The sequence below is a fragment of the Rhizobium sp. AAP116 genome (assembly GCF_001295785.1).
Taxonomy (GTDB): domain Bacteria; phylum Pseudomonadota; class Alphaproteobacteria; order Rhizobiales; family Rhizobiaceae; genus Allorhizobium.
The window spans coordinates 170,254-194,867 of sequence record NZ_LJIB01000011.1; the positions used below are offsets into that span (position 1 = coordinate 170,254).

Below are 24,614 nucleotides of genomic sequence, written 5' to 3' on the forward strand. Positions count from 1 at the left end.
ATTCGCTGCGATCAATCCATTGAGATTTGCTTTGCGTAATCAGCGACAAACAGATTGAATTGAAGATGTGGCAAAGGGCGGGAAATGGACACTGGTATGACGAAGGCCGCATCCGGCGGTAAACGCAGGATCGCGGTCATCGGATCGGGGATTTCGGGCCTCTCATCCGCCTGGCTGCTGTCAAAGAGCGCCGATGTCGTTCTTTACGAAACCGAGAGCCGCCCGGGCGGCCATTCGAATACGGTGATCGCCCCCGGCGCCCAGAAAGACATACCCGTCGACACCGGTTTTATCGTTTACAACGACCGGAACTACCCCAATCTCGTGAAGCTTTTCGAGCATCTCGATGTGCCAACCCTGCCGTCGAACATGTCTTTTGCCGCCTCTCTCGGCGGTGGCGCCTTCGAATATTCGGGTTCGGGGCTCTCGGGGCTCTTGGGGCAGAAGTCGAACATTCTGCGTCCGCGCTTCTGGCGCATGGTGAAGGACGTTCTTCGCTTCTACAAGGAAGCCCCCGGCCTTCTTGAGCGCCGTGAACTCGAAGGCGTGTCGCTCGGCGACTACCTCGCATCCGCCGATTATTCGCCTTCCTTCATCGAGGATCATCTCTTGCCGATGGGCGCTGCGATCTGGTCGACCACGGCGTCGGAGATGCGGCTTTATCCGCTGCATGCCTTCATCCGCTTCTTCGCAAACCATGGATTGCTGGTTCTCAAGGATCGGCCGCAATGGCGCACGGTCAAGGGCGGCAGCCGCGAATATGTGGCCCGTATCCTGGCCGACTTCCGCGGGGAAGTGCGCCTGGGAGCGGCCGTGACGGGTGTCCGCCGTGGTATTGCCGGCGTTCAGGTGACCGATGTACATGGTGGCGTAGAGGTCTTTGATGACGTCGTTCTCGCCACCCACGCAAACCAGAGCATCGATCTCCTGGAAGACGCGGACAGCGAAGAGATCGAGATCCTCGAGTCATTCCAGTATACGCCCAATCTCGCCGTGCTGCATTCGGACGAGACTTTGATGCCGAAGCGAAAGTCGGTCTGGTCCAGCTGGAACTATGTGGCGGAGAAACAGGCAGACTCGAGCGAAACCCTTTGCGTCACCTACTGGATGAACAAGCTGCAGTCGCTGGATAAGGCAACGCCTCTCTTCGTCACCCTCAATCCCTGCCGCCCGATCGATCCGTCCAAGATCATCAAGACTTTCAACTATGAACACCCGCTCTTCGATGTCGCCGCAATTCGCGCCCAGCGCCGTATCTGGCAGCTTCAGGGCCGCCGCAACACATGGTTCTGCGGTGCATATTTCGGTAGCGGGTTCCATGAGGATGGCCTGCAGGCGGGGCTTGCCGTCGCCGAAGCTCTCGGCGGTGTCCGTCGTCCATGGTCGGTCGAAAACGAATCGGGTCGCATCGTCATCGGTCGCCAGCTCGAGGCGGCGGAATGAAGTTGAACTCCGCAATCTATGCCGGGCATGTGCTGCATGCCCGCAGCCGGCCCAAGAAGCACAGCCTGCGCTATAGCGTGTTTTCGCTCCTGGTCGACCTCGATGAGATCAACCAGTTGAACGAAGGCCTGCGCCTATTCGGCTACAACAGGGCGGCGCTCTATTCGGTGCATGACGCGGACCATGGCAATGGTCGCACCGGCGAACTGAGAGCCTGGGTTGAAGAGCGCCTGGCCGCGGCCGGCGTGGAGGTCGATGGCATAAAGATCCACATGCTCTGCTATCCCCGGATCTTCGGCTATGTCTTCAATCCGATCACGGTGTTTTTCTGCTATCGCGCCGAAGGTGAGCTTGCCGCAGTCCTCTACGAGGTCTGCAACACCTTCAACGAGCGCCACACCTATGTGATCCCGGTCGAGGCTGAAGAGAACGGCATCCTGCGCCATCGTTGCGCAAAGGAGATGTATGTCTCGCCATTCATGCCCATGAACTGCGAATACAATTTCCGTATCAGCCCGCCGGATGATGATGTGGCCATCAACATCGGCGAGAGTGATCCGGAAGGGCCACTTTTGTTTGCAACTTTTTCCGGCCGGCGCCGTCCTTTGTCGGACAAAGGTTTGTTGCACATGTTGCTGAAGTATCCTTTGATGACCCTTAAAGTGATGGGGGGCATTCATTGGGAGGCGCTGAAGCTTTGGTGGAAGGGCGTACCCATCTACCGACATAAGCCAGCAGCAGCCAGAATAGCGTCTACGATCGTCGTGCAGAATGGGATGAACAAGTCATGAGTCACGCTGAGCAGGAAATGCACCCTGTGGTTAGCTCTCTCACATTCTGGCAGCGCATGATGTGCCGCTGGGCCGACCGGATCGCCGTGGGCCGCCTGACACTTCAGTTCGAAGGCTATGGTGAACATGTCGCGATCGGTGCAAACCCGGGCCCGAATGCTGTATTGTGTGTCCGCAATGCGAGCCCGGTCTTTCGCCTCCTGACCAGCGGGACCCTTGGATTTGCCCAGGCCTATATGGACGGAGATCTGGATTCTCCTGATATTGGCGCGGTGCTCGAACTGGCGCTGGCCAACGAAGCGCAGCTCGGGCGAGTTCTGTCCTCCTCGTCCATCTTCATGACGCTCGCCCGCTTGCGTCACAAGCTGCGCCGCAATTCGAAGAAGGGTAGCCGGCGAAATATCGCTTATCACTACGATCTCGGCAATGCGTTCTACGGCCTCTGGCTGGACCGCACCATGACCTATTCCTCCGCGCTTTACAGCGCACCCAGCATGAGCCTTGCCGATGCGCAGGAGGCGAAATACGCCCGCATCGTCGACGAGCTGAAGATCGGTCCCGAGGATCATGTCCTGGAAATCGGCTGTGGTTGGGGCGGCTTTGCCGAACATGCGATCCGCAAGACCGGCTGCAGGGTCACCGGGCTGACGCTATCGACCGAACAGGCGAAATTCGCCCGCGAGCGGCTCGATAAGGCCGGTTTCGCCGACAGGGTCGACATTAGGCTCGAGGATTACCGCGATTGTCGCGGGCAATACGACAAGATCGTTTCGATCGAGATGTTCGAGGCGGTGGGTGAAGAAAACTGGCCTGTTTATTTCAAGGCCGTGCAGAACCTGCTGGTCGAAGGCGGGCAGGCGCTGATCCAGACCATCACCATCGATGAGAGCCGCTTCGACTACTACCGCCGCAGCGCCGATTTCATCCAGACCTACATCTTCCCCGGCGGCATGCTGCCCTCGGTGACCGTTTTCGAGCGGGACGCTGAGGCTGCAGGCCTTAAGGTCGGCGATCGCTTCCGCTTCGGCCGCGATTACGATCGCACGCTCATCGCCTGGGACCATGCCTTCACGGCCAACTGGCAGAAGATCGAGCCCCTCGGCTTCGATCGCCGCTTCTACCGCATGTGGCGTCTCTACCTGCATTATTGCGCGGTTGGCTTCCGCTTCGGTCGCATCGACGTCGTCCAGTTCAGGCTGGACAAGCCAGCCTGAACGTCAGGTTTTCCAGATTTGCAGTTTTTCCTCCGGTCAAGAGCCCTTCGGCCGGAGCATCTTGCGCGTCAACGCAAAGCGTAGCGCGTGGGGCAGGGCGTGCAGGAAACGGATCGCGAGTGCCATCTTCCAGGGGAAGATGATCTCGAACTTGCCCTTGGCCAGCCCCTTGGCGATCGTGTCGGCAGCCTCTTCCGAGGAGACCAGGAAGGGCATCGGGAAGTCGTTCTTCTTGGTCAGCGGTGTGTCGACGAAACCCGGGTTGATGATGGTCATCTTCACGCCATGACGCTCGAGCTCTGGGTAGAGCGCTTCGCACATCACGTTGAGCGCGGCTTTCGTCGCACCATAGGTCGCAGCACCCGGCAGCCCCACATAGCCCGATACGGAGGCAACGACTGCGATATGTCCGCGGCGCCGCGCGATCATCGCCGGCATCACGGTTTCCAGACACGAGGCGGTGCCGAGCACGTTGAGTTCGAACATCTGGCGGGTCCGCGCGCTGTCAAAGTCCTCGGCATAATCGCGGGTGTAGGAACCGGCCGCAAAGACGGCGAGATCGACCGGGCCCATTTCGCTCTCGATCGCCACAAATGCCTGCTTGACGGCTGCGGGGTCGGTGACGTCGAGCGGGTAGACGCCGACCTTGCCGGGATGACTGGCGGAGAGCGAAGCGAGCGCATCGACACTGCGGGCGCTGACGGCGATCCGGTATCCGTCTCGAAGGAGGCGTTCGGCGAGCGCGCGGCCTATGCCGGTGCTGGAACCCGTAATCCAGGCAATCTTGTTCATGATATCCTCTTGCTTGATCTCCTGAACAATACGCCCCGGGGGCGAGCTCGGTTCAGGCCGTCCAGCTGGAGAGCAGCGAAAGCCCCTGCTTCAGCAGATCCTCTGCGTCTTCGTTGTTGGCGGCCTCGACATAACAGCGCATTTCCGGCGCATTGCCAGAGGGCCGAAAGTGGATCACCCGGCCATCGGCCAGCGTTGCCCGCAATCCATCGATGTCGCTGACGCTTTCGACGGCACCGATTGGGCTGAGGAAAGCCGACAAGTGATCTCCCGATGCCCTGAGATGCGCCATGAGCGAGGCGCTGCGTTCACTTGCGTAGTTCTCCAGGCGGTCGCTGAGCGCCACCGGGAGATTGAAATCGTCAACCAGTTCTGAAAGCGAAAGGCCGCGTTCTGCCGCGGTTCCGAGCACGGCCAGCGCCGGTAGGAAGCTGTCCCGGGTCGGCAGAGCCGCGATGGTCTTTTCACCGATGGTGAAATCCGATCCCAGCATCAGGCCGCCATTCGCCTCAAAGCCGAGCACGCCGGATTCTCCAGCCGAGAGCGCGTCCTCCATGGCAGCAATGACAAAAGGCGAGCCGACGCGCGTGCGGCGCACGGCAAAGCCGCCGTCCTGCTCGAGGCCGGAATTCGATGTGACAGGCGTTGCTACAACCTTCGCCTTGAGGAAGCGGGAAACGATCAGTCCGAGCAGATCGCCGCGCAGCGGCCTGCCATGCTCGTCGGCCACCAGCGGCCGGTCCCCGTCGCCATCCGTCGAGATGATCGCGTCGAGGGCGAGTTCGTCGCTCCAATGCGCAAGTTGCGTGACCGTGTCCGCCGATACCGCTTCGGTATCGACAGGGATGAACTGCTCCGAGCGCCCCAGCTGAAACACGGTTGCTCCGCAACGCTCAAACACCGTGACCAGCATGTCGCGGGCGACCGAACTGTGTTGGTAGATGCCGATCCGCTTTCCCTTCAGCGCATCGGGCGCAAGGATGCCGAGATTGCGGTCGATGAAGAGCTGCGTTGCCTCTGCCTCGCCAGCCGTTCCGGAGCCGGCCTCGACCTTGTTGGCGTCTGCATCGTCTTTCAATGCGGCTGCGAGACGCGTGATCGCCTCCTCGTCGCTCTTGTTGACCTCTCCATCGGGCCGGTAGAATTTGATGCCGTTGCGGTCGGCGGGAATATGGGAGCCGGTGACCATGATCCCGGCCGCCCCGATCGAGGCGCCGTAGAGCGCCAGCGCCGGGGTTGGGATGGTGCCGCAGTCGATCGGAACAAGGCCAAGGCGCTTCATCGCGGCCATGATCGTGGATGAGATTTCCGGGCTCGACGGACGAAAGTCGCTTCCGACCACGACAGGCGATCCCGGCTGCAGTGCGCCGCTTTCCAGCATGTGTCTTGCGAAGGCGGTTGAATAAAGTGCTGAGACCGAGCCAACGAGATCTGTCGAAAGCCCTCTCAAGCCGCTCGTACCGAACTTTACTGTCATGCATGCCTCCTGAGGGTCTCGCGAACAGATGGCGTTATATGGGCCTGTGACCCAAGGCATCAAGCGGAAGTATCGCTTGGCCGTCAGGCAAGTCCAAATCTGTGGGGGGATCCAGAAACGAAAAGAGCCTGGCGCGGGAGGAGGATGCGCCAGGCTCTTAAACTTGATCGGCAATTGGGAGGAGGAGGAGTATTGCCGATCCTACCGAGCGGCACTGGGAGGAGGAGTGCGCCGCTTCGATGCTTTGGTTATATCCACGGCGCTCGATTCTGCCAAGCGCGCTTGTTGCAACGCAGCAGTGCGTAAAATGCATGGCTTGATGTCCGGGCAGGAACGCGCTGCTACGATTTTTGCAGCGACACGCTTTCGTATCTTTCGCATCGGCGCGTTTCTCTGAAAACAAAAGCGCGTTTGCGTAGCAATTGAGCAAATCTCTATCCTGCTTAGCAGTTTCTCATGCACCTATCACAAGGCTGTGACCGCCTTGAGTGGTCCGGGCAGGCGCGGGATGGTGCAAGGGTGTGCTTTGGTCTATAGCGGGCAGGGACAACATCTGACTTCTGGAGTAACCGATGACGACGATCCGCTATCACGAGGGGGACATCTCGTCCGATGCCGCCGGTCGCTATATCGACGCCATTGCGATCGATACGGAGACCCTCGGCCTCGTCCCTCGCCGCGATCGTCTCTGCGTCGTCCAACTGTCTCCCGGTAACGGAACCGCCGACGTAATCCGGATCGCCAAAAATCAAAAGGATGCGCCCAACCTCGTGGCGATGCTCGCGGACCCGGCCCGTCAGAAGATCTTCCATTATGGTCGCTTCGATATTGCGGTCCTGTTTCAAACCTTCGGCGTGACCACGACCAACGTGTTCTGCACCAAGATTGCATCCCGCTTGACCCGAACCTACACCGATCGGCACGGTCTCAAGGACAATCTCAAGGAAATGCTCGAGGTCGATATCTCCAAGGCGCAGCAATCGTCTGACTGGGCTGCCGAGACCCTGAGCCAGGCGCAGCTCGAATATGCGGCCTCGGACGTGCTGCATCTGCATGCTCTCCGCGACAAGCTCACCCAGCGCCTTTTGCGCGACGACCGGATGGAACATGCAAAGGCTTGCTTCGAATTCCTTCCCACGCGGTCCAAGCTCGATCTTCTCGGCTGGGAAGAAACCGACATCTTCGCGCATAGCTGACCTGCCTGGCGGCCTCAGTCGCGCCTGACAATGCCGACCCTGGACATGACATCGGCCGGGATGGCATACCGTCGGATCATATCGCCCTGGTTTCGCAAACCACAAAGCTCCCGCTGGATCATCAAGCAAAACACCGCGTCGGCTGCTGCATGGCGCAGGGCCTCAATTGGGGTGCCGTCCACACCGCGCGCGCCAGCCAGCGTCTCAAGAGCCTCCTCAGCCTTCCGGCCCGCCCGTGCCAAGGCATCGGCCTTTTCACCGGCCAGTTCCAGGTCGAGGGGCGTGACGCTGTCGTGAAGCGCCGGAGAAAGCAGAGAGGCTGGAGTTTTGAAGCTCATGGTTAGATCTTCTCATGGGTGAGATTTGAGGGGAGCTTTGCCCATTTCGCCAAGGTTTCATTAACCGAGACTTCGCATGATCCCCGCATGGAAATTGGTGACGCGGCGAGCCTTTCAAGTTGCTCGTTGCACATAAGGCGTTGATCAGGCGACCATGACGGAAGCAGCTACTATCCTCTTAGACTCGGTATCGCGTAGTTCATCCAGCTATGATCTCGATCTGATCGAAGCGCCTGTGGAACAAGCTGACATTGAAGACCAGGGCCCGCAATATGCGCCAGCCAACTGGCTGGACGCATTTATCGTCGATGAGCGCAGCCGCTCGGACGAGGCTTTTGGCGAGCGCGTTCCGGTCCCCTCGGATGAGGCTGGCCTCTATCCGCGGTTCATGCGTCTCGTCGATTAAGCTAGCGCGGCAGGCTGGCGATCGTTGCCCTCGCCCGGATTTCGTCCAGGCTCCAGTCCACCAGAAGCTCCCCGTCCTGCCAGACCGGCTGCAAGAGGTTGGGGCGGTTCCCGAGATCTTCCAGCTGGATCGGCATGATGTCATAGCCATCGGCGATCGCGGCCACACGGCCTGCCATTGACACCTTCTGCTGCGGATTGGACGGGCGGCGCACAACCGGACGCCACTGGCCTTTATCGTCCTGAACGGCGCTCGTGCGCATGGTGAAGGACATCGTGTCCCTGTTGATCTTGTGCAGCAGGCCCGATCCCATGCCGAAGGAGATGTTTTCGGAGGAGAAGCCCATGCCTTCGAGCCGGCCCAGGATCATCTGAATATCCTGGATCGAAACGCCGTCCGACTGGATCACCCGGACATTGCCGTCGAGCACCTTGAAACCCCTGCCGTTCAGCCGTGTGCCAAAGGCGTAGGCGAGTTGGGCCACGACCTGGACCGGTGTCTCGATCGGATCGCCACTATCCGGCCGCACCACGAGAACGCCACCGGCAGCGCGCACCTTGGTCTGCAGTTTCTTGCCCCAGATCTCTGAAACGGCGTTGTGGAGGTCGAAGCTATCGGAGACAACGGAATAGCCGCCGAAACTCGCGAAATTGTCGATCATGTGGGAATAGGCTTCCGTCTCGTGCGGCTGGCCCCAGGCAATGATCGTTCCATGTTCGGCAGCCGGGATCGACTGGGCCGGCATCGAGGCCTTGTAGAAGCGACGGGCCTGCAGAATGGCGGGAAGCGAATCAGAGCTGTGGAAGTGCACGAGATGCGCTGCCCCGCCGATCGCCGCCTGTTCGACGCTGGATGTGCTGCGGCAACCGTAGTCGCTGATCCGGCTCGGTTGCAGCCCGCCTGGATCGTCCGTTGTCCGGTCCAGGAAGGGCTGTATCGCCATCCGGATGCGCCAGGCCGTCGTCGCGACAGTCGACGGATACCAGACGGCGCGAAGCAGCGCGGTCTCCATATAGGAGGTGAGCCACGGCACGAGAGGATCGGTGTTGACCACCTGCATGACGGGCACCCCGCGGCGGATTGCGGCGCCTTCGGGCAGTGCCTCGATGCGCAGCGGCAACAGTCCGCCATGCGCATTCAGAATATGCTCCCACCCCTTGCGATCGAAAGGCTGTCCGTGGTGGCGTGCAATCTCTTCGGCTTCCTCGATGTCACCACGGCTGATCGGCTTCGACAGGTAGTCTTTCAGGAACATCTGCAGACCAAAGAACATCACCTCGGGACGGAAGGAGTTGCCCCGCGTGGTGACGAAGGCGCTGACGGCCCGCGTATCTTTCGGATACTGCAGAAAGACGCCAAGCTTGTAGCTGTCGGTGTTCAGGAGAAGATTGCGTGTCATGCCTGCGTCCGTGTTGGATCGAATCGGCGACAGTGCGCCGCCTCGTCCATCGTGCACGCCAATCAATGCGCGAGGCTGGTGTCGCCCGTTGAGATTGCGTCTTAGTGCTTCATTAACCAAATCAGGCAAGGATTGAGGATCGGGCAGCCGTGGTACGGCTTAAGACATCGCCCGAAACTCTTGTCCCGAGGCACCAGAACCGGAGAGGTTGCCATGCTTCCTCCAGTCCTTGCGTCCCCTGTGCCCTACACGTCTGCGACCGAGGCAAAGCCGCGACCGGAACAACCGGCCGGCTCTCGCGCAACAGCGCTTGCCTCACCGCCAATGCCAACGGCCATCAACCAGAGCGCTGCAATCGCCGGCCAGTTGAACATCATGCTCCTATCGGGTCCTGAGCGCATGTCTCAGAATCTTTCTGTTCTGGCAGACGTCCTCGGCGCCGCCCTGAAGATCGAGCGGCGGGCCGCCGAGACGCCTGGCGACTACATGGGTCGCTTGATCGAAGGCATCGCGGCACTGCCGGCCGCCGATCGCCTGAAGCTGCAGAAGCTTCTGACCCAGTCGTTTGCCGGACTGCAGTTGCGCACACTGCTGGCGGCCATGGCCACCCCCTCGGGCCCGGAACGGGCAACCCTGGCACTCTATCTCGAACTCTATCGTCAAACGGACAGGGACGGAGCGGCGCGCTCGGTCATCTCGTCCTATCGGGAGGCGGCCGGCGAAGCGCGCCCGACGGCTCAGAGCGTCAGCCGTCCCTTGGCCGCAAACGATGTCGGACGTGCGCCGAACGACCCTCAACGCACCGCACAGACGGCAGCCGGGCAAAACAGACCTCTGAACACGCCAGCCGCCGCCGAAGCCAAAGGCAATGCCGAAGTGCGCGCCGCGAATGCTGGTCCGCCGCAGCGTCCAGACATGGATGTGACGCGCTCCGCCCGAGCCACAACGGCAACGCCATCCGGCTCCCTGCCGGGCCTCGGTACTGCGTCCGGTCGACCCGAAAGTTTGCCGGTGGCGACAGGCGCAAGCCAGCCGCTGCAGAAGGCCGGGACGGAACCGCAGACGAGCCGAGCGGCACCGTTCGCAGGCCTGCCGCAATCGCCCACCGGCAGCCCAGCCACGCAAGCCGAAAGCGGCCAAAGACTGCTCATGCCAGCAAGCCAGGCCGCCAGACAGCCGGAAGAACGGGCTCCTGGTGGGATCGGCACCCCTGATCGCCAGACGTCGCCCTCCGCTGCATCTCCCACAGCCATGCCGGTGATCGCCGTGCCGGGGCAGGCGAGGCCCACACCACCGATGCCGGCGGGCTGGCTCGCCGAACTGCTCGAATCGGATTTCATTCGGACACTCCTGCAACTGAAGAGCCTTTCGACCGAGCCGCAAGCCACAGCCCGGCCGGGCATCTCTCCCGGCATGGAAACGCAACCGGCGGCTACACCTGCCGCGCGGCCGGTTTCATCCGACGAAACGCGCGATTCAACCGAGCAGCTAGCGCGCATGCAGGATGCAGCCCTGACGGAAACGACAGAGGAGCGCCCAGCGCCCGGCGCAATCCCGTTGTCGGAGCAGGCACTGGCGAGGTTTCCGATTGCGCGGGAAGGCATGCCTTTACCCTTCATTCCCTACCAAGTGGAAGACGAATTCGACGTGGAACGCGTCGAGGAAAAGGAAGAAGAGGATTCCGGCAACCGGGATGGGGAGACGGATGCCGAGGACGATGACAGGGACGAAGCTGTCGATGGTGACGAGGATGCCGCAGACGTCGTGATGCCCGAAGACGAGCGCCCGGCCGGTGAACCAGCGGAGACGTATATGCAGGAGAGCATGGTGGCTGAGCGGTCCGCCCTCCCGGCGCCTGCAGAGACGGCTTTGCCGCTCCCGCCCGAGCCCGCTCACGAGCTCTACCTGCGGATGGCCGGTCTCAACTGATACTCAAGACCAAAGAAAAACCCGCCGGGATCGCTCCCGGCGGGTTCTTTGCATTCAGCGAACAGCGAGGATTAGTCGTTGTTGCGGTTCTTCAGGGCTGCACCCAGGATGTCGCCGAGCGAAGCGCCAGAGTCGGACGAACCGAACTGAGCAACGGCTTCCTTCTCTTCTGCGATCTCGAGAGCCTTGATCGACAGCATGACCTTGCGGTCCTTCTTGGAGAAGTTGGTGACGCGAGCGTCAAAAACCTGACCAACCGAGAAACGCTCCGGACGCTGATCGTCACGATCGCGGGCCAGGTCGTTGCGGCGGATGAAGGACGTGATGTCTTCGTGGCTGACGAGCTTCACTTCGACGCCACCATCATTGATGCCGATGACTTCGCACGAAACGACAGCGTTCTTGCGCAGTTCGCCCGAAGTTGCGGCTTCGCCGACAGCGTCGCGGCCGAGCTGCTTGATGCCGAGCGAGATGCGTTCCTTCTCGACGTCAACATCGAGAACGACGGCCTTGACCACGTCACCCTTGTTGAACTCTTCGATGACCTGCTCGCCCGGACGGTTCCAGTCGAGATCCGACAGGTGAACCATGCCGTCCACGTCGCCTTCGAGGCCGATGAACAGGCCGAACTCGGTCTTGTTCTTGACTTCGCCTTCGACTTCAGTGCCGGCCGGATGGCTGAAGGCAAATGCCTGCCACGGGTTCTCGAGGGTCTGCTTGAGACCGAGCGAGATACGGCGCTTGGACGGATCGACTTCGAGAACGACGACGTCGACGTCCTGCGTGGTCGAAAGGATCTTGCCGGGATGAACGTTCTTCTTCGTCCAGGACATTTCCGAGATGTGGATCAGGCCTTCGATGCCCGGCTCCAGCTCGACGAATGCACCGTAGTCGGTGATATTAGTGACGGTACCGGAGATCTTCTTGCCAACCGGGTACTTGGCAGCGATGCCATCCCACGGATCCGACTCGAGCTGCTTCATGCCGAGCGAGATGCGGTGGGTTTCCTGGTTGATACGGATGATCTGAACCTTGACCGACTGGCCGATGGACAGGATTTCCGAAGGATGGTTGACGCGGCGCCATGCCATGTCGGTGACGTGCAGCAGGCCGTCGATGCCGCCGAGGTCAACGAACGCACCGTAATCGGTGATGTTCTTTACGACGCCGTCAACAACCTGGCCTTCTTCGAGGTTCTGCACGATTTCCGAACGCTGCTCGGCGCGGCTCTCTTCGAGAACCGTACGACGCGATACAACGATGTTGCCGCGACGCTTGTCCATCTTGAGGATTTCGAAGGGCTGCGGGTTGTGCATCAGCGGGGTCACGTCGCGGATCGGACGGATGTCGACCTGCGAACGCGGAAGGAAGGCAACAGCGCCGTCGAGGTCAACCGTGAAGCCGCCCTTGACCTGGTTGAAGATAACGCCTTCAACGCGCTCGCCAGCTTCGAACTTGGCTTCGAGCTTGATCCAGCTTTCTTCGCGACGAGCCTTCTCGCGCGACAGAACAGCTTCGCCGAGAGCGTTTTCGATGCGCTCGACGTAAACTTCGACTTCGTCGCCGACCTTCAGCGTGCCGTCCTTGGCGCGTGCACCGAATTCCTTCAGTGCGATACGGCCTTCGACCTTGAGGCCGACGTCAACGATTGCGACGTCCTTCTCGATGGCCGTGATGATGCCCTTGGCAACATAGCCTTCTGCCAGATCGGTCTTGGCAAAGGATTCTTCGAGGAGGGCTGCGAAGTCCTCACGCGACGGGGTAGAAACAGACATGAAATCTCCTGGTCGCATCCATCTGGATGCGTGAGCGCCGGGGGCTAGTGTTGATCTTGGCCAACAACCGATCCGCTCTTTTAGAAGAGCAATTCCGGCGCGGGGACTGGATGTCGGCCCTCAGGCTCCGGCTTGTCCGAAACCTGGTCACTTCATTTCGTCAGGGCAGCGTCGATGATAACCTTCGCCGCCGAGAATGCGGCCTCTATACTCATTTCGGAAGTATCTAGCAAGTGCGCGTCTTCAGCTGGTTTCAAAGGGCTGTCGGCCCGTCCCATGTCCCGCTCGTCGCGTTTCGTCACATCGGCGAAGATCGCGTCGAAATCCGCGCTGCCGCCCTTCGACAGGATCTCGTCATAACGGCGTCTGGCACGAACCTCGGGTGACGCCGTCACGTAAAGTTTGACCGGGGCGTCCGGGCAAACGACGGTGCCGATATCGCGGCCGTCGAGCACGGTGCCGGGCGCGCGCTTCGAAAAGGCACGCTGTGCCTCGACCAGCGCCCGGCGAACGGCCGGCATGACCGCGATCTTCGACGCCGCTTCGCCGATCTCGTGCGCCGAGAGAACGTCGCGGTCCAACCCGGCGAGTTCCACGGCAAGCGCCATGCGCTCCGCCACCGCCTCATCATCGAGGGGTAACCCGGCGTCGAGCAGCGCCTTTGCCGTCGCGCGATAGGTGAGCCCGGTGTCGAGATGGTGGAACCCGTAGGTCTCCGCGATCCGGCGCGACAGCGTCCCCTTGCCGGCGGCGGCCGGTCCGTCGATTGCGATGATCATCCGGTCCTCATTGTCTCTATCGTTGATGCCATCGCTGATACAAATCTTGGCAGCCCTTGCCAAGCGAAGCATGTGAACCCCCGGTTGCCAAAATACCTGCGCAGATAGCCTTTGACAGGACGGGCATCAGCGATTAAGGGGACCGACTACAGTTTGGCCGGCCTCGCGCCGGGCGCTTGGCGCATGCCCTTATTCTTCACGACTTCATGAGGCTTTGACAGTGGCGAAGGCAGAACTTGGAACGAAACGGACTTGCCCCGACACCGGCAAGAAATTCTACGACCTGAACAAGGACCCGATCGTGTCGCCGTACACGAACAAGTCCTGGCCGCTTTCCTATTTCGAGGAAACCTCGGTCGCAGCCATCATGGAAAAGGCTGAGGAAGAGGACGTCGCGGAAGTCGATACCGAAAACACCGATGTCGAGCTCGTCTCGCTCGAGGACGCTGACGAAACGGCCAGCGGCGACGACATCCCTGATATGGGCGACGACGACGTCGAGATCGACGGCGACGATGACGACACCTTCCTGGAAGCTGACGAAGACGACGACGACGATGACATGACCGGCCTGATCGGCGTCACCGGCGACGACGACGAAGTCTGATATTTCAAGCATTTCGAGCCCGGGCCTAAAAAAATGCCCGGGCTTTCATTTTTCGGCTTGCCATCTCCGATTACCGGAAGTATCAAGCCGCCACCCCGACGGAAGCGGTGCTTTCAAACGGGTTCCCGGAGCCGGAATAAACCCGGTACCCTGATGGGGCTATAGCTCAGCTGGGAGAGCGCTTGCATGGCATGCAAGAGGTCAGCGGTTCGATCCCGCTTAGCTCCACCAATCCATTCCTTCGATTGATTAAGCATGTTTGGCAAAGAGCTACGCTCCGTCGCCGTTCGAAGACAATCCATGCCTGCGGCAGGCAAGGCAGGCAAATGCCTCACCGCCGAAACAGCTCCACCCGCTCGCCGCTCTCCGAGAGATCGATCTGGAACCAGTCGATGATCTTGCGGATATCGAGCTTCACCTCGCCGTCGCGCAGCTTCAGGTGCAGCTTGTCGCCGCTGACATGCACGGGCGTACCGATGTAGAGGCGGTCATTGCCGGAGTCGTCCACGGTGTCGATGGCAAATCGCATGGTTTCCTCCCGGAAAATTTAGAATCGAAATGGGTGACAGTGGGACGAGGGTTTAGTAACGCCTGCTTGAGCGAAGCTTTCCTCCCCTAAGGGCGGGGAACTCGCGCAACGGCCTGAGATGTTTGTGAGGAGCGCGCGCGGTGTTTGTCATTTCCAAGCTGTTCTGGAATGCCGTCCAGCCGCTCTCGCTCGTTTTCCTGCTTGGGCTGCTTGCGCTGGCCTTGATCTGGTTCCGCTGGCTCCGGTCGGCCGTGGCCGCCCTGTCGCTCTCGCTTCTGATTCTGTTCCTCACCCTCTATACGACCCTTGGCTCCGTGCTGCTGCAAAGCCTCGAGGCTCGATTTCCCCGGCCGGTGGTGGATCCCTCAGACGTATCCTGCATGATCGTGCTGGGTGGTGCCTTCGAGACCGAAGTCACGACAGCCCGTGGCGGCGTGGATCTCAATCAGGCGGCCGACCGCTTCGTCGAAGCGCTGCGCCTGGCAATACGATATCCCGAGGCAAGCATTCTCGTGTCTGGCGGCGACGGATCCCTGAGTGGCGTCTATGAGGGCGACGCCGCGGCCTCGATCCGTTTCTTCGAGGCTTTCGGGGTATCACGCGACCGGCTCATTGCTGAAACGACATCCAGAAACACCGATGAAAACGCAAAGAACAGTCGCGAACTTCTGTCCGAGCGCGATCTGGGTCAATGCCTGCTGATCACGTCTGCCTTCCACATGCCGCGCTCCGTCGGGCTGTTTCGAAAGGCAGGTGTGGATGTGGCGCCCTGGCCGGTCGATTATCGCACCGCCGGCAATTTGTCCTTCGCGCTCGACTTCACGCAGCCGACCCTGAACGCGCAGCAGATGTCGACAGCCGTCCGCGAGTGGGTGGGGCTTGCCGCCTATCGAATTCTCGGCAGGATCGACGACGTCTTTCCCGCGCCGTAAACGTCACTTTTTCGAGATCGTGAGGAATTTGGTGCCACGCACGCGAACCGTCATCGCGCAAGGCTCCTGGCCCTCTTCCCGCTCGCAATAGCGCGGATGCATCTTCAGGATGAAGACCATGTTGCCGAAGCGCTGGATGAAGTCGTAGGAGTACATCTGCGCCGTGGCGATCATGAAGTAGCCACCTTCCTTCACCTGAAGATAGAAGTTGAAGGGGCATCCTTCGGCTGTGCAATCGGGTCCGCGCACGCCGTCGCAGACGATTTCGCTGCTATTGGTGACGACGTCGGTGATGCCGTCGTTGTTGATGTCGATTCGGTCGATGAAGCGACCGCCAAACTGCACGGCATCACAGCGCTTGGCGTAGTGGTTCTTCTCGTAGATCTCGGGATCGGTCAGCAATTCCTGCTGCGCGAAGGCGGGCGCGGCAAAAATGCCGGTCGCGACGACGAGGAGGAGGCGGAATAGGAATGGCACGGTCTGGACTCCGGATCGCAATCTGTGCTGAACGAGGGGGAAGTCTAGCGGCTGCGTCTTGCCTCACCCTTAACGGCGTGCGGCAAATCTCGCCCGGACCGGAGGCTCCAGCGAGGAAAGAAGCCATGTCGCTCCTGTCTTATCTCGATTATGCGGGCATTGCCCTGTTTGCTGCCACCGGCGCCCTTGCGGCGTCGCGCAAGCAGCTCGATATGATCGGCTTTCTGTTCTTCGCGGTGGTGACCGGGCTCGGCGGCGGGACGGTGCGCGACATCGTGCTGGGTCGTGTGCCGGTGTTCTGGGTCCTGAATCCGGATTACATCCTGATCTGCTGCGCGATCGGCGTCGTCGTATTCTTCACCGCCCATCTCGTCGAATCGCGTTATCGCCTGTTGATCTGGCTCGATGCCATCGGGCTCTCGGCCTATTGCGTCATGGGCGCGGCCAAGGGGCTCGCTGCAACCGGTTCCCCGACAATTGCGATCGTGACGGGAACCCTGACGGCAAGCCTCGGCGGTGTGTTGCGCGATCTCTTAGCCAATGAGCCCTCGGTGCTTCTGCGGCCGGAGATCTACATCACCGCAGCTCTGGTCGGTGCGGCGGTCTTCACGGCGGCGAACGAGTTCGGCATGCCACTTTATGCAGCCTCCGCGATCGGAGCCCTGGCAGCCTTTGCGCTCAGAGGCGGCGCGCTGTACTTCGGATGGACGTTTCCGACCTACAAACACAAGCCGGGCCGGCATCCGGATGAGGTGATGTGATGCGAGAGAGAGATCAGCCCTGCTTGGGGCGCAGCCGGATCACAACGTCGACATGCGCGATTTCCATGCCTTCCGGCGGTGGCGGCAGATTGTCGATGCTGATGTTGTTGACCGGGATGTCCAGCACCTTGTTCTCGCCTTCGACGAAGAAATGGTGATGGTCGGACACGTTCGTGTCGAAATAGGTCTTGGAGCTTTCAACCGCGAGAACGCGGATCAGCCCTGCTTCGGTGAACTGGTGCAGCGTGTTGTAGACGGTCGCAAGCGAGACGGGAAAATCGGCGGAGATCGCCTCTTCGTGCAGTTCTTCGACGGTCAGGTGGCGGTCACCCTTTGCGAACAGCAGGCCGGCCAGCGCAATACGCTGCTTCGTCGGGCGAAGGCCCGAGCGGCGCAGTTTCAATTCGATACCCGTTTGGCAGGTTGCCATCGTCAAAGACGCACTCCAGTCGTTGCGTGGCATGCATGAGCTTCCACACGTGTGGATATAGCTGCAAAATCAGGCTCTTTCAATAGATACGGTAACGAGAAGCCTTGTGACGCCTGCTGTCGGGCGGTTTTTGATGTTTCGGGTCTGGTGATGCCCTTTTCCTTACTGTATGCGACGATGATATGAGGATGAGGCCGGCAAGGCCTCTAGGAAACAGGCGGAGCGGCTGCGGGGCTTCAATTTGCCACCGTCTTGCTCTAATGGGTCCCGGATATCTGAAGCAGAGGGGGGAAGAAGAAGAACAATGGTTACGAGACAGTCCAGCTATAACTACGACGAAATCCTCGCCTGCGGCCGCGGTGAACTCTTCGGCGAGGGCAACGCGCAGCTCCCCCTGCCGCCCATGCTGATGGTGCACCGGATCACAGACATTTCCGAAACCGGCGGTGCCTTCGACAAGGGCTATATTCGTGCCGAATACGATGTCCGTCCCGATGATTGGTATTTCCCCTGCCATTTCCAGGGCAACCCCATCATGCCGGGCTGCCTTGGCCTCGACGGCATGTGGCAGCTGACCGGCTTCTTCCTCGGCTGGCTGGGAGAACCCGGCCGCGGCATGGCGCTGTCAACGGGCGAAGTGAAGTTCAAGGGCATGGTGCGCCCCGAGACGAAACTTCTCGAATACGGCATCGACTTCAAGCGCGTCATGCGCGGTCGCCTGGTGCTCGGCACGGCCGATGGCTGGTTAAAGGCCGATGGCGAAACTATCTACCAGGCATCCGACCTGCGCGTCGGTCTGTCGAAGGACAAGGCGGCCTGAACCGGCCCGGTCCGCACCTGAAGTTTATAAAGAAGGTCTGAGAGATGAGACGGGTTGTAGTAACAGGTCTTGGCATCGTGTCCTCCATCGGTGCCGATGCCGCCGAAGTCACGGCATCGCTGCGCGACGCCAAGTCGGGCATCACCTTTTCTCCCGATTTCGCCGAACACGGCTTCAAGTGCCAGGTCTGGGGTAAGCCCGGTCTGGACCCGACCGATCTGGTTGACCGTCGTGCCATGCGTTTCCTGTCCCAGGGCGGCGCCTGGAACCATGTTGCCATGAAGCAGGCGATCGCCGATGCCGGTCTCGAAGAGGCCGATTATCAGCAGAATGAGCGCGTCGGCATCATCATGGGCTCCGGTGGTCCGTCGACCAAGCAGATCGTCGAAGCTGCCGATATCGTCCGCCAGAACAACAGCCCGAAACGCATCGGCCCCTTTGCCGTTCCGAAGGCGATGTCGTCGACGGCATCCGCCACGCTTGCCACCTGGTTCAAGCTGCACGGCGTCAACTACTCGATCTCGTCCGCCTGCTCGACCTCGGCGCACTGCATCGGCAACGCCTATGAGATGATCCAGTGGGGCAAGCAGGACATGGTCTTTGCTGGCGGCCACGAAGATCTCGACTGGACGATGTCCAGCCTGTTCGATGCTATGGGCGCCATGTCGTCGAAGTACAACGACACACCTTCGACCGCGTCTCGTGCCTATGACGTCTCTCGTGACGGCTTCGTCATCGCCGGCGGCGCTGGCGTTCTGGTCCTCGAAGAGCTCGAGCATGCCAAGGCCCGCGGCGCCAAGATCTATGCCGAGGTCGTCGGCTATGGTGCCACCTCCGACGGCTACGACATGGTCGCTCCCTCGGGCGAAGGCGCGATCCGCTGCATGCGCCAGGCCCTGTCCACCGTGAAGGGCGATGTCGATTACATCAACACCCATGGCACTTCGACGCCGGTGGGTGATAGCAAGGAAATCGGCGCAATCCGCGAAGTCTTCGGCGACAAGATCCCGCATATCCAGTCGACCAAGTCGCTGACCGGTCACTCACTCGGTGCTGCCGGCGTGCAGGAATCGATCTATGGTCTCCTGATGATGCAGGCCGGCTTCATCGGCGAAAGCGCGCACATCACCGAACTCGATCCCGAGTTCGAAGGTGTGCCGGTTGTTCGCAAGCGCATCGACAACGCAAAGATCGATACCGTGCTGTCGAATTCCTTCGGCTTCGGCGGTACCAACGCCACGCTGGTCTTCCAGCGCCATCAAGGCTGATCGTCGAGACCTCAGAATAAAAAAAGCCTGGCGCGTTGCCGCGCCAGGCGTTCATCCGAAGTGGTCCGCCAGCCGTGGGAGTACGGCTTACTTCGGTTGATGAGGATCGGTATGGTCAATGACGCCGATCAGCATGGCGAGGCTCACCGCATGCATCAGATTGCTCGCTTCAAGCTTATCTTGAGCGCTGACCAGAGCCTGGTTCACCTCTTCCCGTGACAGCACGAGCGCATTCGCCGCCTCGTCCGACCGCATGCCTTCGGCAACGAGCTGCAGGCAGAGGATTTCCCGATCCGAAAGGATCGAAACAGCAGGCGATCTTCCGATCGCCCGTTTGGTATCGGTTTTCATGATTTTTGTTGCCGCACTGGAGAAAGGTCGACTTGATATCCATCAGGTCGTCAGGCGGCGCTCATAGCATTCTGCCGGACCTGCGTCGTTGACATCGCACGCCAACCACTTATCCGAACACGCTAAAAGAAGAGAAATTTAGCGCTCCAAGCGCTTTGATAGCCTGATTACGCCGGATCACTCTGCACTTGTCAAGTTTCTGAAGCTCTCATGCCGACTTCCGCTCCCGCACTTCCGTTGGTGTGGTGCCGAACCATCGCGTGACCGAGCGCGTGAAAGCGCTCGGCGCGGAATAGCCGAGCCGGTAGCAGATTTCCGAAATTGGCAGTTCACTTTCGGTCAGCAGATTGAAGCTGACTTCCTTGCGGATCTGATCCCGCAGCTCGTTGAGGCTCGTCCCGTGACCCGCCAGACGGCGCTGGAACGTTCTCTCCGACAAGCCGAAATAGGGTGCGATCTCGGCGAGCGGATAATCGTCATCCGACACGTGCAGCAGCAGGTAGCGACGGACCTGGTCGAGGAAATCAGCGCTTTTCTCCGGCGTCGGTGGCCTCAGGCTCCGACACTGCAGATCCATCAGTTCAAAAAGCCTGCGGTCGCCCGTGGGATTCTGGGCTTGAAGGAAGCTTGGCGGGAAATGCACGCAGTTCACGCGCGCCCCGAAACTGACGCGTCGCGACAGCAATTGTCGAAAGGGCTTGTGATTGCGGGGAGCCGGTCTTTCCAGTTGTACCTCGATACTGTCGCTGGTGGCAAACGCCTGGGCTCGTTGCATCACCAGCCCGACCGACATATCGACATACTGGTCGCGCTTTACGATGATGGGAGCGAAGGTCCAGGCCATATACGCGCCTCGGTCGCCAAGCGTAAGCTTGGAATAGCTGGTCTGGGTGGCATACTGGATGTGGTCGTCGAGAAACTGGACGAAATCCAGCCCTGTCGGCGCGGCCATCAATCCATATCCGAACGGACCGGTCGAGCCTGCCTCATATCGCGTGATGCTTGTAAGCGCGAATGCCTCATCGTCGGACAGGAGCGCGCAGGTCTCCAGGAGCCTGCACAGGCGGTCGAGGCTGATGCGCGCAGTCAGGCTCTGGAAAATCTCCGGATCGATCTCCAGCGCCTTGCAAATGGGCTTTATGTCGATGCCATAGGACTGGGCATGCTCGACCACCGCTGAGGCGAGGCCGGCCACGGTGGTCAATTCATCGGTGAGATTCCGAGAAGGCATGAGACCGCTGGCGCCAGAAGTGAAGCTTATGGCGCCAGATGCTAAGGTAGGTGCGATCCGGAGTCGAGGGGCGCGTAGTCTAAGGCCGCCCGCTCCCGATCACGATCGCTTTGGCATCAGCGCTTTGCCCAGAGGACCTTAAAGCGAGCATTTCGGCAGACTTCGCCATGCTGCTTGAAATGCTGAGCCAGGACAGGCTCATAGGGCAGGCCCCGGTTCGCCACCATCAGAAGATCGCCGCCGCCGCGCAGCGAATCCGCTGCGGCTTTTATCATCGCAGCGCCGATAGACGGCTCGGCGGCATGACCCTCATGGAAGGGCGGGTTCATGATGACGAGGTCGTATTTTTCCTTCGGCGGCTCGTTGCCGAGATCCTGCCAGAAAAACCGTGTCGTCAGATCAGGGCAGTTGCGCGCCAGATTGCGCTTGGCATGCTCGAGTGCCTCGTGGCTCGCTTCGAAAAGATCGATGCGATTGGTACGGGGCGAAGCGTCAGCCAGCATGACCGAGAGATATCCCCAGCCAGCGCCGAAATCGGCCGCATTGCCGTCGAAGGCCGTCGGCAGGCGGCTCGCGAGCAGTTCGGAGCCTTCGTCGGCATGTGCATGGGAGAAGAGACCGGAGCGCGTCTCGAAACGTCCATCCACCGTGACCGGCTTGGCGGAAAGCGTCGAAACGATTGCCGAGGAATCCTCGGGCGTGCTGAACCAGACGACGACGCCGTGGTATTTCGGCATGGATTCCGGTGCGAGGCCGAGCCGGTCCAGCTGCTTGCGCAGCGGCAGAATGCCGTCTTCCTTGGCGCCTGCAACCAGGATCATCCCGCCGGCTTTCACCCGCCGCAGCGCTTCGGCAACGCGGTCCTCGTTGACGCCCTTGTGCTTGCCGCAGAGGATGAGGGCACCGTCGTAGCCCTCGCCATCGACGATCGGGACGGGCTGGAGATGGCTGGCTTCGAGGCGCCGGAATTCCGGGCGGAAATCCTGAACCACGGTCAGTTCGGCGGCAAAGCCCTCGGGCTTGGCAAATCCCGCTTCAGCGCCGAGAAACAGGTAGCGACTTCCAGCTTCGGGAAGAGCGACGGTTTCGGTGACGAAGGGGTGGAACAGGGTCTTCAGCGTTTCGCGGCTCATGGCTCGGTCTTCTTTCTCGGCGAACAAAAAAGGCGCGGGAAATTCTCCCGCGCCTCGGATCGGGAACGACGTCAGCTTACTCAGCTGCTTCGCCGTCTTCCTTCTTCTTCTCGGCAGCGATTTCCTGGCCGGTTGCCTGATCGACGACCTTCATCGACAGGCGGACCTTGCCGCGCTCGTCGAAGCCCATGAGCTTGACCCAAACCTTGTCGCCTTCCTTGACGACGTCAGAGGTCTTCGCGACACGCTCGGAAGCCAGCTGCGAGATGTGCACGAGGCCGTCACGCGAACCGAAGAAGTTGACGAAGGCGCCGAAGTCGGCGGTCTTCACAACAGTGCCTTCGTAGACCACGCCGACTTCCGGCTCGGCCACGATCGAATGGATCCACTTGCGGGCCGCTTCGATTTCCTTACCCGAAGCAGAGGCGATCTTCACGGTGCCGTCGTCTTCGATGTTGATCTTGGCACCCGTCTTTTCGACGATTTCGCGGATGACCTTGCCGCCCGAACCGATGACTTCACGGATCTTGTCGACCGGGATGTTCATCACTTCGATGCGCGGTGCGAATTCGCCGAGCTGGCCACGGCTTTCCGAAAGGGCGTTCGCCATTTCGTTGAGGATGTGCTTGCGGCCACCCTGAGCCTGGCCGAGTGCAACCTTCATGATCTCTTCGGTGATGCCGGCGATCTTGATGTCCATCTGCAGCGAGGTGATGCCGTCGGCAGTACCCGCTACCTTGAAGTCCATGTCGCCGAGATGGTCTTCGTCACCGAGGATGTCGGAGAGAACCGCAAAGCGCTCGCCTTCGAGGATCAGACCCATGGCGATACCGGCAACCGGCTTGGCCAGCGGAACGCCAGCGTCCATCAGTGCGAGCGAGGTGCCGCAGACGGTTGCCATCGAGGACGAGCCGTTCGACTCGGTGATCTCGGAGACGACGCGCAGCGTGTAGGGGAACTGCTCAGCCGACGGCAGCATCGGGCGGATAGCGCGCCATGCGAGCTTGCCGTGACCGATTTCGCGACGACCCGGCGAACCCATGCGGCCGGTTTCACCGACGGAGTAGGGCGGGAAGTTGTAATGCAGAAGGAAGCGTTCCTTGTACATGCCGGTGAGCGAGTCGACATACTGTTCGTCTTCGCCGGTGCCGAGCGTGGCAACAACGATTGCCTGCGTCTCGCCGCGGGTGAAGAGGGCCGAACCATGCGTGCGCGGCAGGATACCGACTTCCGACACGATCGCACGAACGGTCGACAGGTCACGGCCGTCGATGCGGCTCTTCGTGTCGAGGATGTTCCAGCGAACGATCTTCGCCTGCAGGTGCTTGAAGACGGCACCGATGACTTCATTGGTGTACTTCGGCTCTTCGCCTTCCGGGAAGAAGTGTGCCTTCACCTTGGCCTTGACGGCGTCGACGGCGGCGTAACGATCAGCCTTCTGGGTGATCTTGTAGGCAGCGCGCAGTTCGGTTTCGGCGATCGAGAGCATTTCGGCTTCGAGAGCGGAATGATCTTCCGGTTCGAACTCGCGCGGCTCCTTGGCAGCCACTTCAGCGAGCTTGATGATCGCGTCGATGACCGGCTGGAAGCCCTTGTGGCCGAACATGACGGCGCCGAGCATGATGTCTTCGTTGAGTTCCTTGGCTTCCGACTCGACCATCAGGACGGCGTCCTGGGTGCCGGCGACGACCAGATCCAGAACCGACTCGTCCATCTCGTCGAGATGCGGGTTCAGGACGTATTCGCCGTTGATGTAGCCGACGCGAGCGCCGCCGACCGGGCCCATGAAGGGCACGCCGGAGAGGGTGAGTGCTGCCGAAGCGGCAACCATCGACAATACGTCCGGATCGTTTTCGAGGTCATGCTGGACGACGGTGACGACGACCTGGGTGTCGTTCTTGTAGCCTTCCGGGAAGAGCGGGCGGATCGGACGGTCGATCAGGCGGGAAACCAGCGTTTCCTTTTCCGACGGACGACCTTCGCGCTTGAAGTAGCCACCCGGGATCTTGCCGGCGGCGTAGGTCTTTTCCTGGTAATTGACGGTGAGCGGGAAGAAATCCTGGCCCGGCTTCGGCGACTTGGCCGAAACGACGGTGGCGAGAACGACGGTTTCGCCATAGGTGGCGAGAACGGCACCGTCAGCCTGGCGGGCGATCTTGCCGGTCTCAAGCTTCAGCGGGCGGCCTGCCCACTCGATCTCAACGCTGTGAACATCAAACATATCTTGTCCTTCATATGCGGACCTTCGTCCTGCCGAATGGGCAGGGGGCGGTTGGTCTGCAATGTGCTGACGCAATCACGGGCAAGACAGTGGGAGGCTTCGGTTTCGGCATTGGCCGGTTCGAGCACCCGACAGGGTGCGGAAGCATCCAACAATCCTGCCCCATGACAGGTCATCGGTTGTCGTCGACAGATCCGGCCCATCCGGCCTGTCGTTCGTTCCGGGCGGTCTTCGCGCGGAACCAGTCGCGGGTCTTGTAGCCTGACCCGGAAAGGCAACCGGCGGACCTTCGTGAAGAAGGTCCGCCGGGAAGTC

General features: G+C 60.6%; 26 protein-coding genes and 1 tRNA gene. 13 read left to right on the top strand and 14 right to left on the bottom strand.

Annotated features, from left to right (window positions below; translation table 11 throughout):
* Positions 1-96: 96 nt before the first annotated feature.
* Genes IP85_RS09135 through IP85_RS09145 form a run of 3 tightly spaced genes read left to right on the top strand, consistent with a single transcriptional unit; the run spans position 97 to position 3,448 of the window.
* On the top strand, positions 97-1,443 hold the full coding sequence (locus IP85_RS09135) for an FAD-dependent oxidoreductase (RefSeq protein WP_054149364.1): 1,347 nt from the start codon (positions 97-99) through the stop codon (positions 1,441-1,443).
* Positions 1,440-2,234 (top strand): DUF1365 domain-containing protein, encoded by a 795-nt coding sequence (locus IP85_RS09140; RefSeq protein ID WP_054149365.1) that lies wholly within the window; start codon positions 1,440-1,442, stop codon positions 2,232-2,234. Before IP85_RS09135 ends, IP85_RS09140 begins: the two co-directional genes overlap by 4 nt.
* Positions 2,231-3,448, top strand: a complete 1,218-nt coding sequence (locus IP85_RS09145; protein ID WP_054149366.1) for a cyclopropane-fatty-acyl-phospholipid synthase family protein — start codon at positions 2,231-2,233, stop codon at positions 3,446-3,448. The genes IP85_RS09140 and IP85_RS09145 overlap by 4 nt, the downstream gene beginning before the upstream one ends.
* A 36-nt stretch (positions 3,449-3,484) precedes the next feature.
* Here the strand turns inward: IP85_RS09145 and IP85_RS09150 are convergent, their stop codons facing one another.
* Positions 3,485-4,240 (bottom strand): SDR family NAD(P)-dependent oxidoreductase, encoded by a 756-nt coding sequence (locus IP85_RS09150; RefSeq protein ID WP_054149367.1) that lies wholly within the window; start codon positions 4,238-4,240, stop codon positions 3,485-3,487.
* A 52-nt stretch (positions 4,241-4,292) separates the two neighbouring features.
* Positions 4,293-5,717, bottom strand: coding sequence for a phosphomannomutase (locus IP85_RS09155; protein ID WP_054149368.1), 1,425 nt, complete (start codon positions 5,715-5,717; stop codon positions 4,293-4,295).
* Between the two features lie 226 nt (positions 5,718-5,943).
* Here IP85_RS09155 and IP85_RS22380 point away from each other — a divergent pair, with 226 nt between their 5' ends.
* Complete coding sequence (locus IP85_RS22380) at positions 5,944-6,114, top strand: hypothetical protein (RefSeq protein WP_171901535.1); 171 nt, start codon at positions 5,944-5,946, stop codon at positions 6,112-6,114.
* 175 nt (positions 6,115-6,289) lie between these two features.
* Positions 6,290-6,913, top strand: a complete 624-nt coding sequence (locus IP85_RS09165; RefSeq protein ID WP_054149370.1) for a ribonuclease D — start codon at positions 6,290-6,292, stop codon at positions 6,911-6,913.
* 14 nt (positions 6,914-6,927) lie between these two features.
* Here IP85_RS09165 and IP85_RS09170 read toward each other — a convergent pair whose 3' ends face one another.
* Positions 6,928-7,251: a DUF6665 family protein gene (locus IP85_RS09170; RefSeq protein WP_054149371.1), complete on the bottom strand. Its 324-nt coding sequence runs from the start codon at positions 7,249-7,251 to the stop codon at positions 6,928-6,930.
* A 154-nt stretch (positions 7,252-7,405) separates the two neighbouring features.
* On the opposite strand from IP85_RS09170, the gene IP85_RS22175 reads away from it, so the two are divergent.
* Positions 7,406-7,657 carry a hypothetical protein gene (locus tag IP85_RS22175; protein ID WP_156322798.1) on the top strand — a complete coding sequence of 84 codons (252 nt, stop codon included), beginning with the start codon at positions 7,406-7,408 and terminating at the stop codon, positions 7,655-7,657.
* A gap of 1 nt (position 7,658) precedes the next feature.
* On the opposite strand, the gene IP85_RS09175 is transcribed toward IP85_RS22175, so the two are convergent.
* Both IP85_RS09175 and IP85_RS22640 read right to left on the bottom strand, forming a co-directional pair.
* Complete coding sequence (locus IP85_RS09175; RefSeq protein ID WP_054149372.1) at positions 7,659-9,056, bottom strand: nicotinate phosphoribosyltransferase; 1,398 nt, start codon at positions 9,054-9,056, stop codon at positions 7,659-7,661.
* Between the two features lie 245 nt (positions 9,057-9,301).
* On the bottom strand, positions 9,302-9,433 hold the full coding sequence (locus IP85_RS22640) for a hypothetical protein (RefSeq protein ID WP_280949603.1): 132 nt from the start codon (positions 9,431-9,433) through the stop codon (positions 9,302-9,304).
* Between the two features lie 22 nt (positions 9,434-9,455).
* On the opposite strand from IP85_RS22640, the gene IP85_RS09180 reads away from it, so the two are divergent.
* Positions 9,456-10,985, top strand: coding sequence for a hypothetical protein (locus IP85_RS09180; RefSeq protein ID WP_156322801.1), 1,530 nt, complete (start codon positions 9,456-9,458; stop codon positions 10,983-10,985).
* A 71-nt stretch (positions 10,986-11,056) separates the two neighbouring features.
* On the opposite strand, the gene rpsA is transcribed toward IP85_RS09180, so the two are convergent.
* Positions 11,057-12,760, bottom strand: coding sequence for a 30S ribosomal protein S1 (gene rpsA / locus IP85_RS09185; RefSeq protein ID WP_054149374.1), 1,704 nt, complete (start codon positions 12,758-12,760; stop codon positions 11,057-11,059).
* A 152-nt stretch (positions 12,761-12,912) separates the two neighbouring features.
* The gene (gene cmk / locus IP85_RS09190) at positions 12,913-13,539 is read right to left on the bottom strand and encodes a (d)CMP kinase (protein WP_156322803.1); all 627 of its coding nucleotides are present in this window, start codon (positions 13,537-13,539) and stop codon (positions 12,913-12,915) included.
* A gap of 220 nt (positions 13,540-13,759) precedes the next feature.
* On the opposite strand from cmk, the gene IP85_RS09195 reads away from it, so the two are divergent.
* Both IP85_RS09195 and IP85_RS09200 read left to right on the top strand, forming a co-directional pair.
* Entirely contained in the window at positions 13,760-14,146 is a 387-nt protein-coding gene (locus tag IP85_RS09195; protein ID WP_054149375.1) for a TIGR02300 family protein, read from the top strand.
* A 155-nt stretch (positions 14,147-14,301) separates the two neighbouring features.
* Positions 14,302-14,377: transfer RNA gene (locus tag IP85_RS09200), tRNA-Ala, on the top strand.
* 100 nt (positions 14,378-14,477) lie between these two features.
* Here IP85_RS09200 and IP85_RS09205 read toward each other — a convergent pair.
* Entirely contained in the window at positions 14,478-14,675 is a 198-nt protein-coding gene (locus IP85_RS09205; RefSeq protein ID WP_054149376.1) for a hypothetical protein, read from the bottom strand.
* A gap of 140 nt (positions 14,676-14,815) precedes the next feature.
* Here IP85_RS09205 and IP85_RS09210 point away from each other — a divergent pair, with 140 nt between their 5' ends.
* On the top strand, positions 14,816-15,607 hold the full coding sequence (locus tag IP85_RS09210; RefSeq protein WP_054149377.1) for a YdcF family protein: 792 nt from the start codon (positions 14,816-14,818) through the stop codon (positions 15,605-15,607).
* Positions 15,608-15,610: 3 nt separating this feature from the next.
* Here the strand turns inward: IP85_RS09210 and IP85_RS09215 are convergent, their stop codons facing one another.
* Positions 15,611-16,042 (bottom strand): hypothetical protein, encoded by a 432-nt coding sequence (locus IP85_RS09215; RefSeq protein WP_236759377.1) that lies wholly within the window; start codon positions 16,040-16,042, stop codon positions 15,611-15,613.
* Positions 16,043-16,209: 167 nt separating this feature from the next.
* On the opposite strand from IP85_RS09215, the gene IP85_RS09220 reads away from it, so the two are divergent.
* Positions 16,210-16,845 carry a trimeric intracellular cation channel family protein gene (locus IP85_RS09220; protein WP_054149379.1) on the top strand — a complete coding sequence of 212 codons (636 nt, stop codon included), beginning with the start codon at positions 16,210-16,212 and terminating at the stop codon, positions 16,843-16,845.
* Between the two features lie 13 nt (positions 16,846-16,858).
* Here IP85_RS09220 and irrA read toward each other — a convergent pair whose 3' ends face one another.
* The gene (gene irrA, locus IP85_RS09225) at positions 16,859-17,275 is read right to left on the bottom strand and encodes an iron response transcriptional regulator IrrA (RefSeq protein ID WP_006725267.1); all 417 of its coding nucleotides are present in this window, start codon (positions 17,273-17,275) and stop codon (positions 16,859-16,861) included.
* Between the two features lie 304 nt (positions 17,276-17,579).
* Here irrA and fabA point away from each other — a divergent pair, with 304 nt between their 5' ends.
* Positions 17,580-18,095: a 3-hydroxyacyl-[acyl-carrier-protein] dehydratase FabA gene (gene fabA / locus IP85_RS09230; RefSeq protein ID WP_054149380.1), complete on the top strand. Its 516-nt coding sequence runs from the start codon at positions 17,580-17,582 to the stop codon at positions 18,093-18,095.
* A 44-nt stretch (positions 18,096-18,139) separates the two neighbouring features.
* Positions 18,140-19,363: a beta-ketoacyl-ACP synthase I gene (gene fabB, locus IP85_RS09235; protein WP_054149381.1), complete on the top strand. Its 1,224-nt coding sequence runs from the start codon at positions 18,140-18,142 to the stop codon at positions 19,361-19,363.
* An 87-nt stretch (positions 19,364-19,450) separates the two neighbouring features.
* Here the strand turns inward: fabB and IP85_RS09240 are convergent, their stop codons facing one another.
* The 4 genes from IP85_RS09240 to pnp form a co-directional block, all read right to left on the bottom strand.
* Positions 19,451-19,714, bottom strand: coding sequence for a LuxR C-terminal-related transcriptional regulator (locus IP85_RS09240; protein ID WP_054149382.1), 264 nt, complete (start codon positions 19,712-19,714; stop codon positions 19,451-19,453).
* Between the two features lie 208 nt (positions 19,715-19,922).
* Complete coding sequence (locus tag IP85_RS09245; RefSeq protein WP_054149383.1) at positions 19,923-20,945, bottom strand: AraC family transcriptional regulator; 1,023 nt, start codon at positions 20,943-20,945, stop codon at positions 19,923-19,925.
* Between the two features lie 116 nt (positions 20,946-21,061).
* Positions 21,062-22,078, bottom strand: a complete 1,017-nt coding sequence (locus tag IP85_RS09250; protein WP_054149505.1) for a class I SAM-dependent methyltransferase — start codon at positions 22,076-22,078, stop codon at positions 21,062-21,064.
* A gap of 76 nt (positions 22,079-22,154) precedes the next feature.
* The gene (gene pnp / locus IP85_RS09255; protein WP_054149384.1) at positions 22,155-24,299 is read right to left on the bottom strand and encodes a polyribonucleotide nucleotidyltransferase; all 2,145 of its coding nucleotides are present in this window, start codon (positions 24,297-24,299) and stop codon (positions 22,155-22,157) included.
* Between the last annotated feature and the right edge of the window lie 315 nt (positions 24,300-24,614).

Excerpts from the sequence above, each read along its gene's own strand:
- IP85_RS09135 (WP_054149364.1), top strand. The coding sequence starts at position 97 with ATGACGAAGGCCGCATCCGGCGGTAAACGCAGGATCGCGGTCATCGGA.
- IP85_RS09140 (WP_054149365.1), top strand. The coding sequence starts at position 1,440 with ATGAAGTTGAACTCCGCAATCTATGCCGGGCATGTGCTGCATGCCCGC.
- IP85_RS09145 (WP_054149366.1), top strand. The coding sequence starts at position 2,231 with ATGAGTCACGCTGAGCAGGAAATGCACCCTGTGGTTAGCTCTCTCACA.
- IP85_RS09150 (WP_054149367.1), bottom strand. The coding sequence starts at position 4,240 with ATGAACAAGATTGCCTGGATTACGGGTTCCAGCACCGGCATAGGCCGC.
- IP85_RS09155 (WP_054149368.1), bottom strand. The coding sequence starts at position 5,717 with ATGACAGTAAAGTTCGGTACGAGCGGCTTGAGAGGGCTTTCGACAGAT.
- IP85_RS09165 (WP_054149370.1), top strand. The coding sequence starts at position 6,290 with ATGACGACGATCCGCTATCACGAGGGGGACATCTCGTCCGATGCCGCC.
- IP85_RS09170 (WP_054149371.1), bottom strand. The coding sequence starts at position 7,251 with ATGAGCTTCAAAACTCCAGCCTCTCTGCTTTCTCCGGCGCTTCACGAC.
- IP85_RS22175 (WP_156322798.1), top strand. The coding sequence starts at position 7,406 with ATGACGGAAGCAGCTACTATCCTCTTAGACTCGGTATCGCGTAGTTCA.
- IP85_RS09175 (WP_054149372.1), bottom strand. The coding sequence starts at position 9,056 with ATGACACGCAATCTTCTCCTGAACACCGACAGCTACAAGCTTGGCGTC.
- IP85_RS22640 (WP_280949603.1), bottom strand. The coding sequence starts at position 9,433 with ATGATGTTCAACTGGCCGGCGATTGCAGCGCTCTGGTTGATGGCCGTT.
- IP85_RS09180 (WP_156322801.1), top strand. The coding sequence starts at position 9,456 with ATGTCTCAGAATCTTTCTGTTCTGGCAGACGTCCTCGGCGCCGCCCTG.
- rpsA (WP_054149374.1), bottom strand. The coding sequence starts at position 12,760 with ATGTCTGTTTCTACCCCGTCGCGTGAGGACTTCGCAGCCCTCCTCGAA.
- cmk (WP_156322803.1), bottom strand. The coding sequence starts at position 13,539 with ATGATCATCGCAATCGACGGACCGGCCGCCGCCGGCAAGGGGACGCTG.
- IP85_RS09205 (WP_054149376.1), bottom strand. The coding sequence starts at position 14,675 with ATGCGATTTGCCATCGACACCGTGGACGACTCCGGCAATGACCGCCTC.
- IP85_RS09220 (WP_054149379.1), top strand. The coding sequence starts at position 16,210 with ATGTCGCTCCTGTCTTATCTCGATTATGCGGGCATTGCCCTGTTTGCT.
- irrA (WP_006725267.1), bottom strand. The coding sequence starts at position 17,275 with ATGGCAACCTGCCAAACGGGTATCGAATTGAAACTGCGCCGCTCGGGC.
- fabA (WP_054149380.1), top strand. The coding sequence starts at position 17,580 with ATGGTTACGAGACAGTCCAGCTATAACTACGACGAAATCCTCGCCTGC.
- fabB (WP_054149381.1), top strand. The coding sequence starts at position 18,140 with ATGAGACGGGTTGTAGTAACAGGTCTTGGCATCGTGTCCTCCATCGGT.
- IP85_RS09240 (WP_054149382.1), bottom strand. The coding sequence starts at position 19,714 with ATGAAAACCGATACCAAACGGGCGATCGGAAGATCGCCTGCTGTTTCG.
- IP85_RS09245 (WP_054149383.1), bottom strand. The coding sequence starts at position 20,945 with ATGCCTTCTCGGAATCTCACCGATGAATTGACCACCGTGGCCGGCCTC.
- IP85_RS09250 (WP_054149505.1), bottom strand. The coding sequence starts at position 22,078 with ATGAGCCGCGAAACGCTGAAGACCCTGTTCCACCCCTTCGTCACCGAA.
- pnp (WP_054149384.1), bottom strand. The coding sequence starts at position 24,299 with ATGTTTGATGTTCACAGCGTTGAGATCGAGTGGGCAGGCCGCCCGCTG.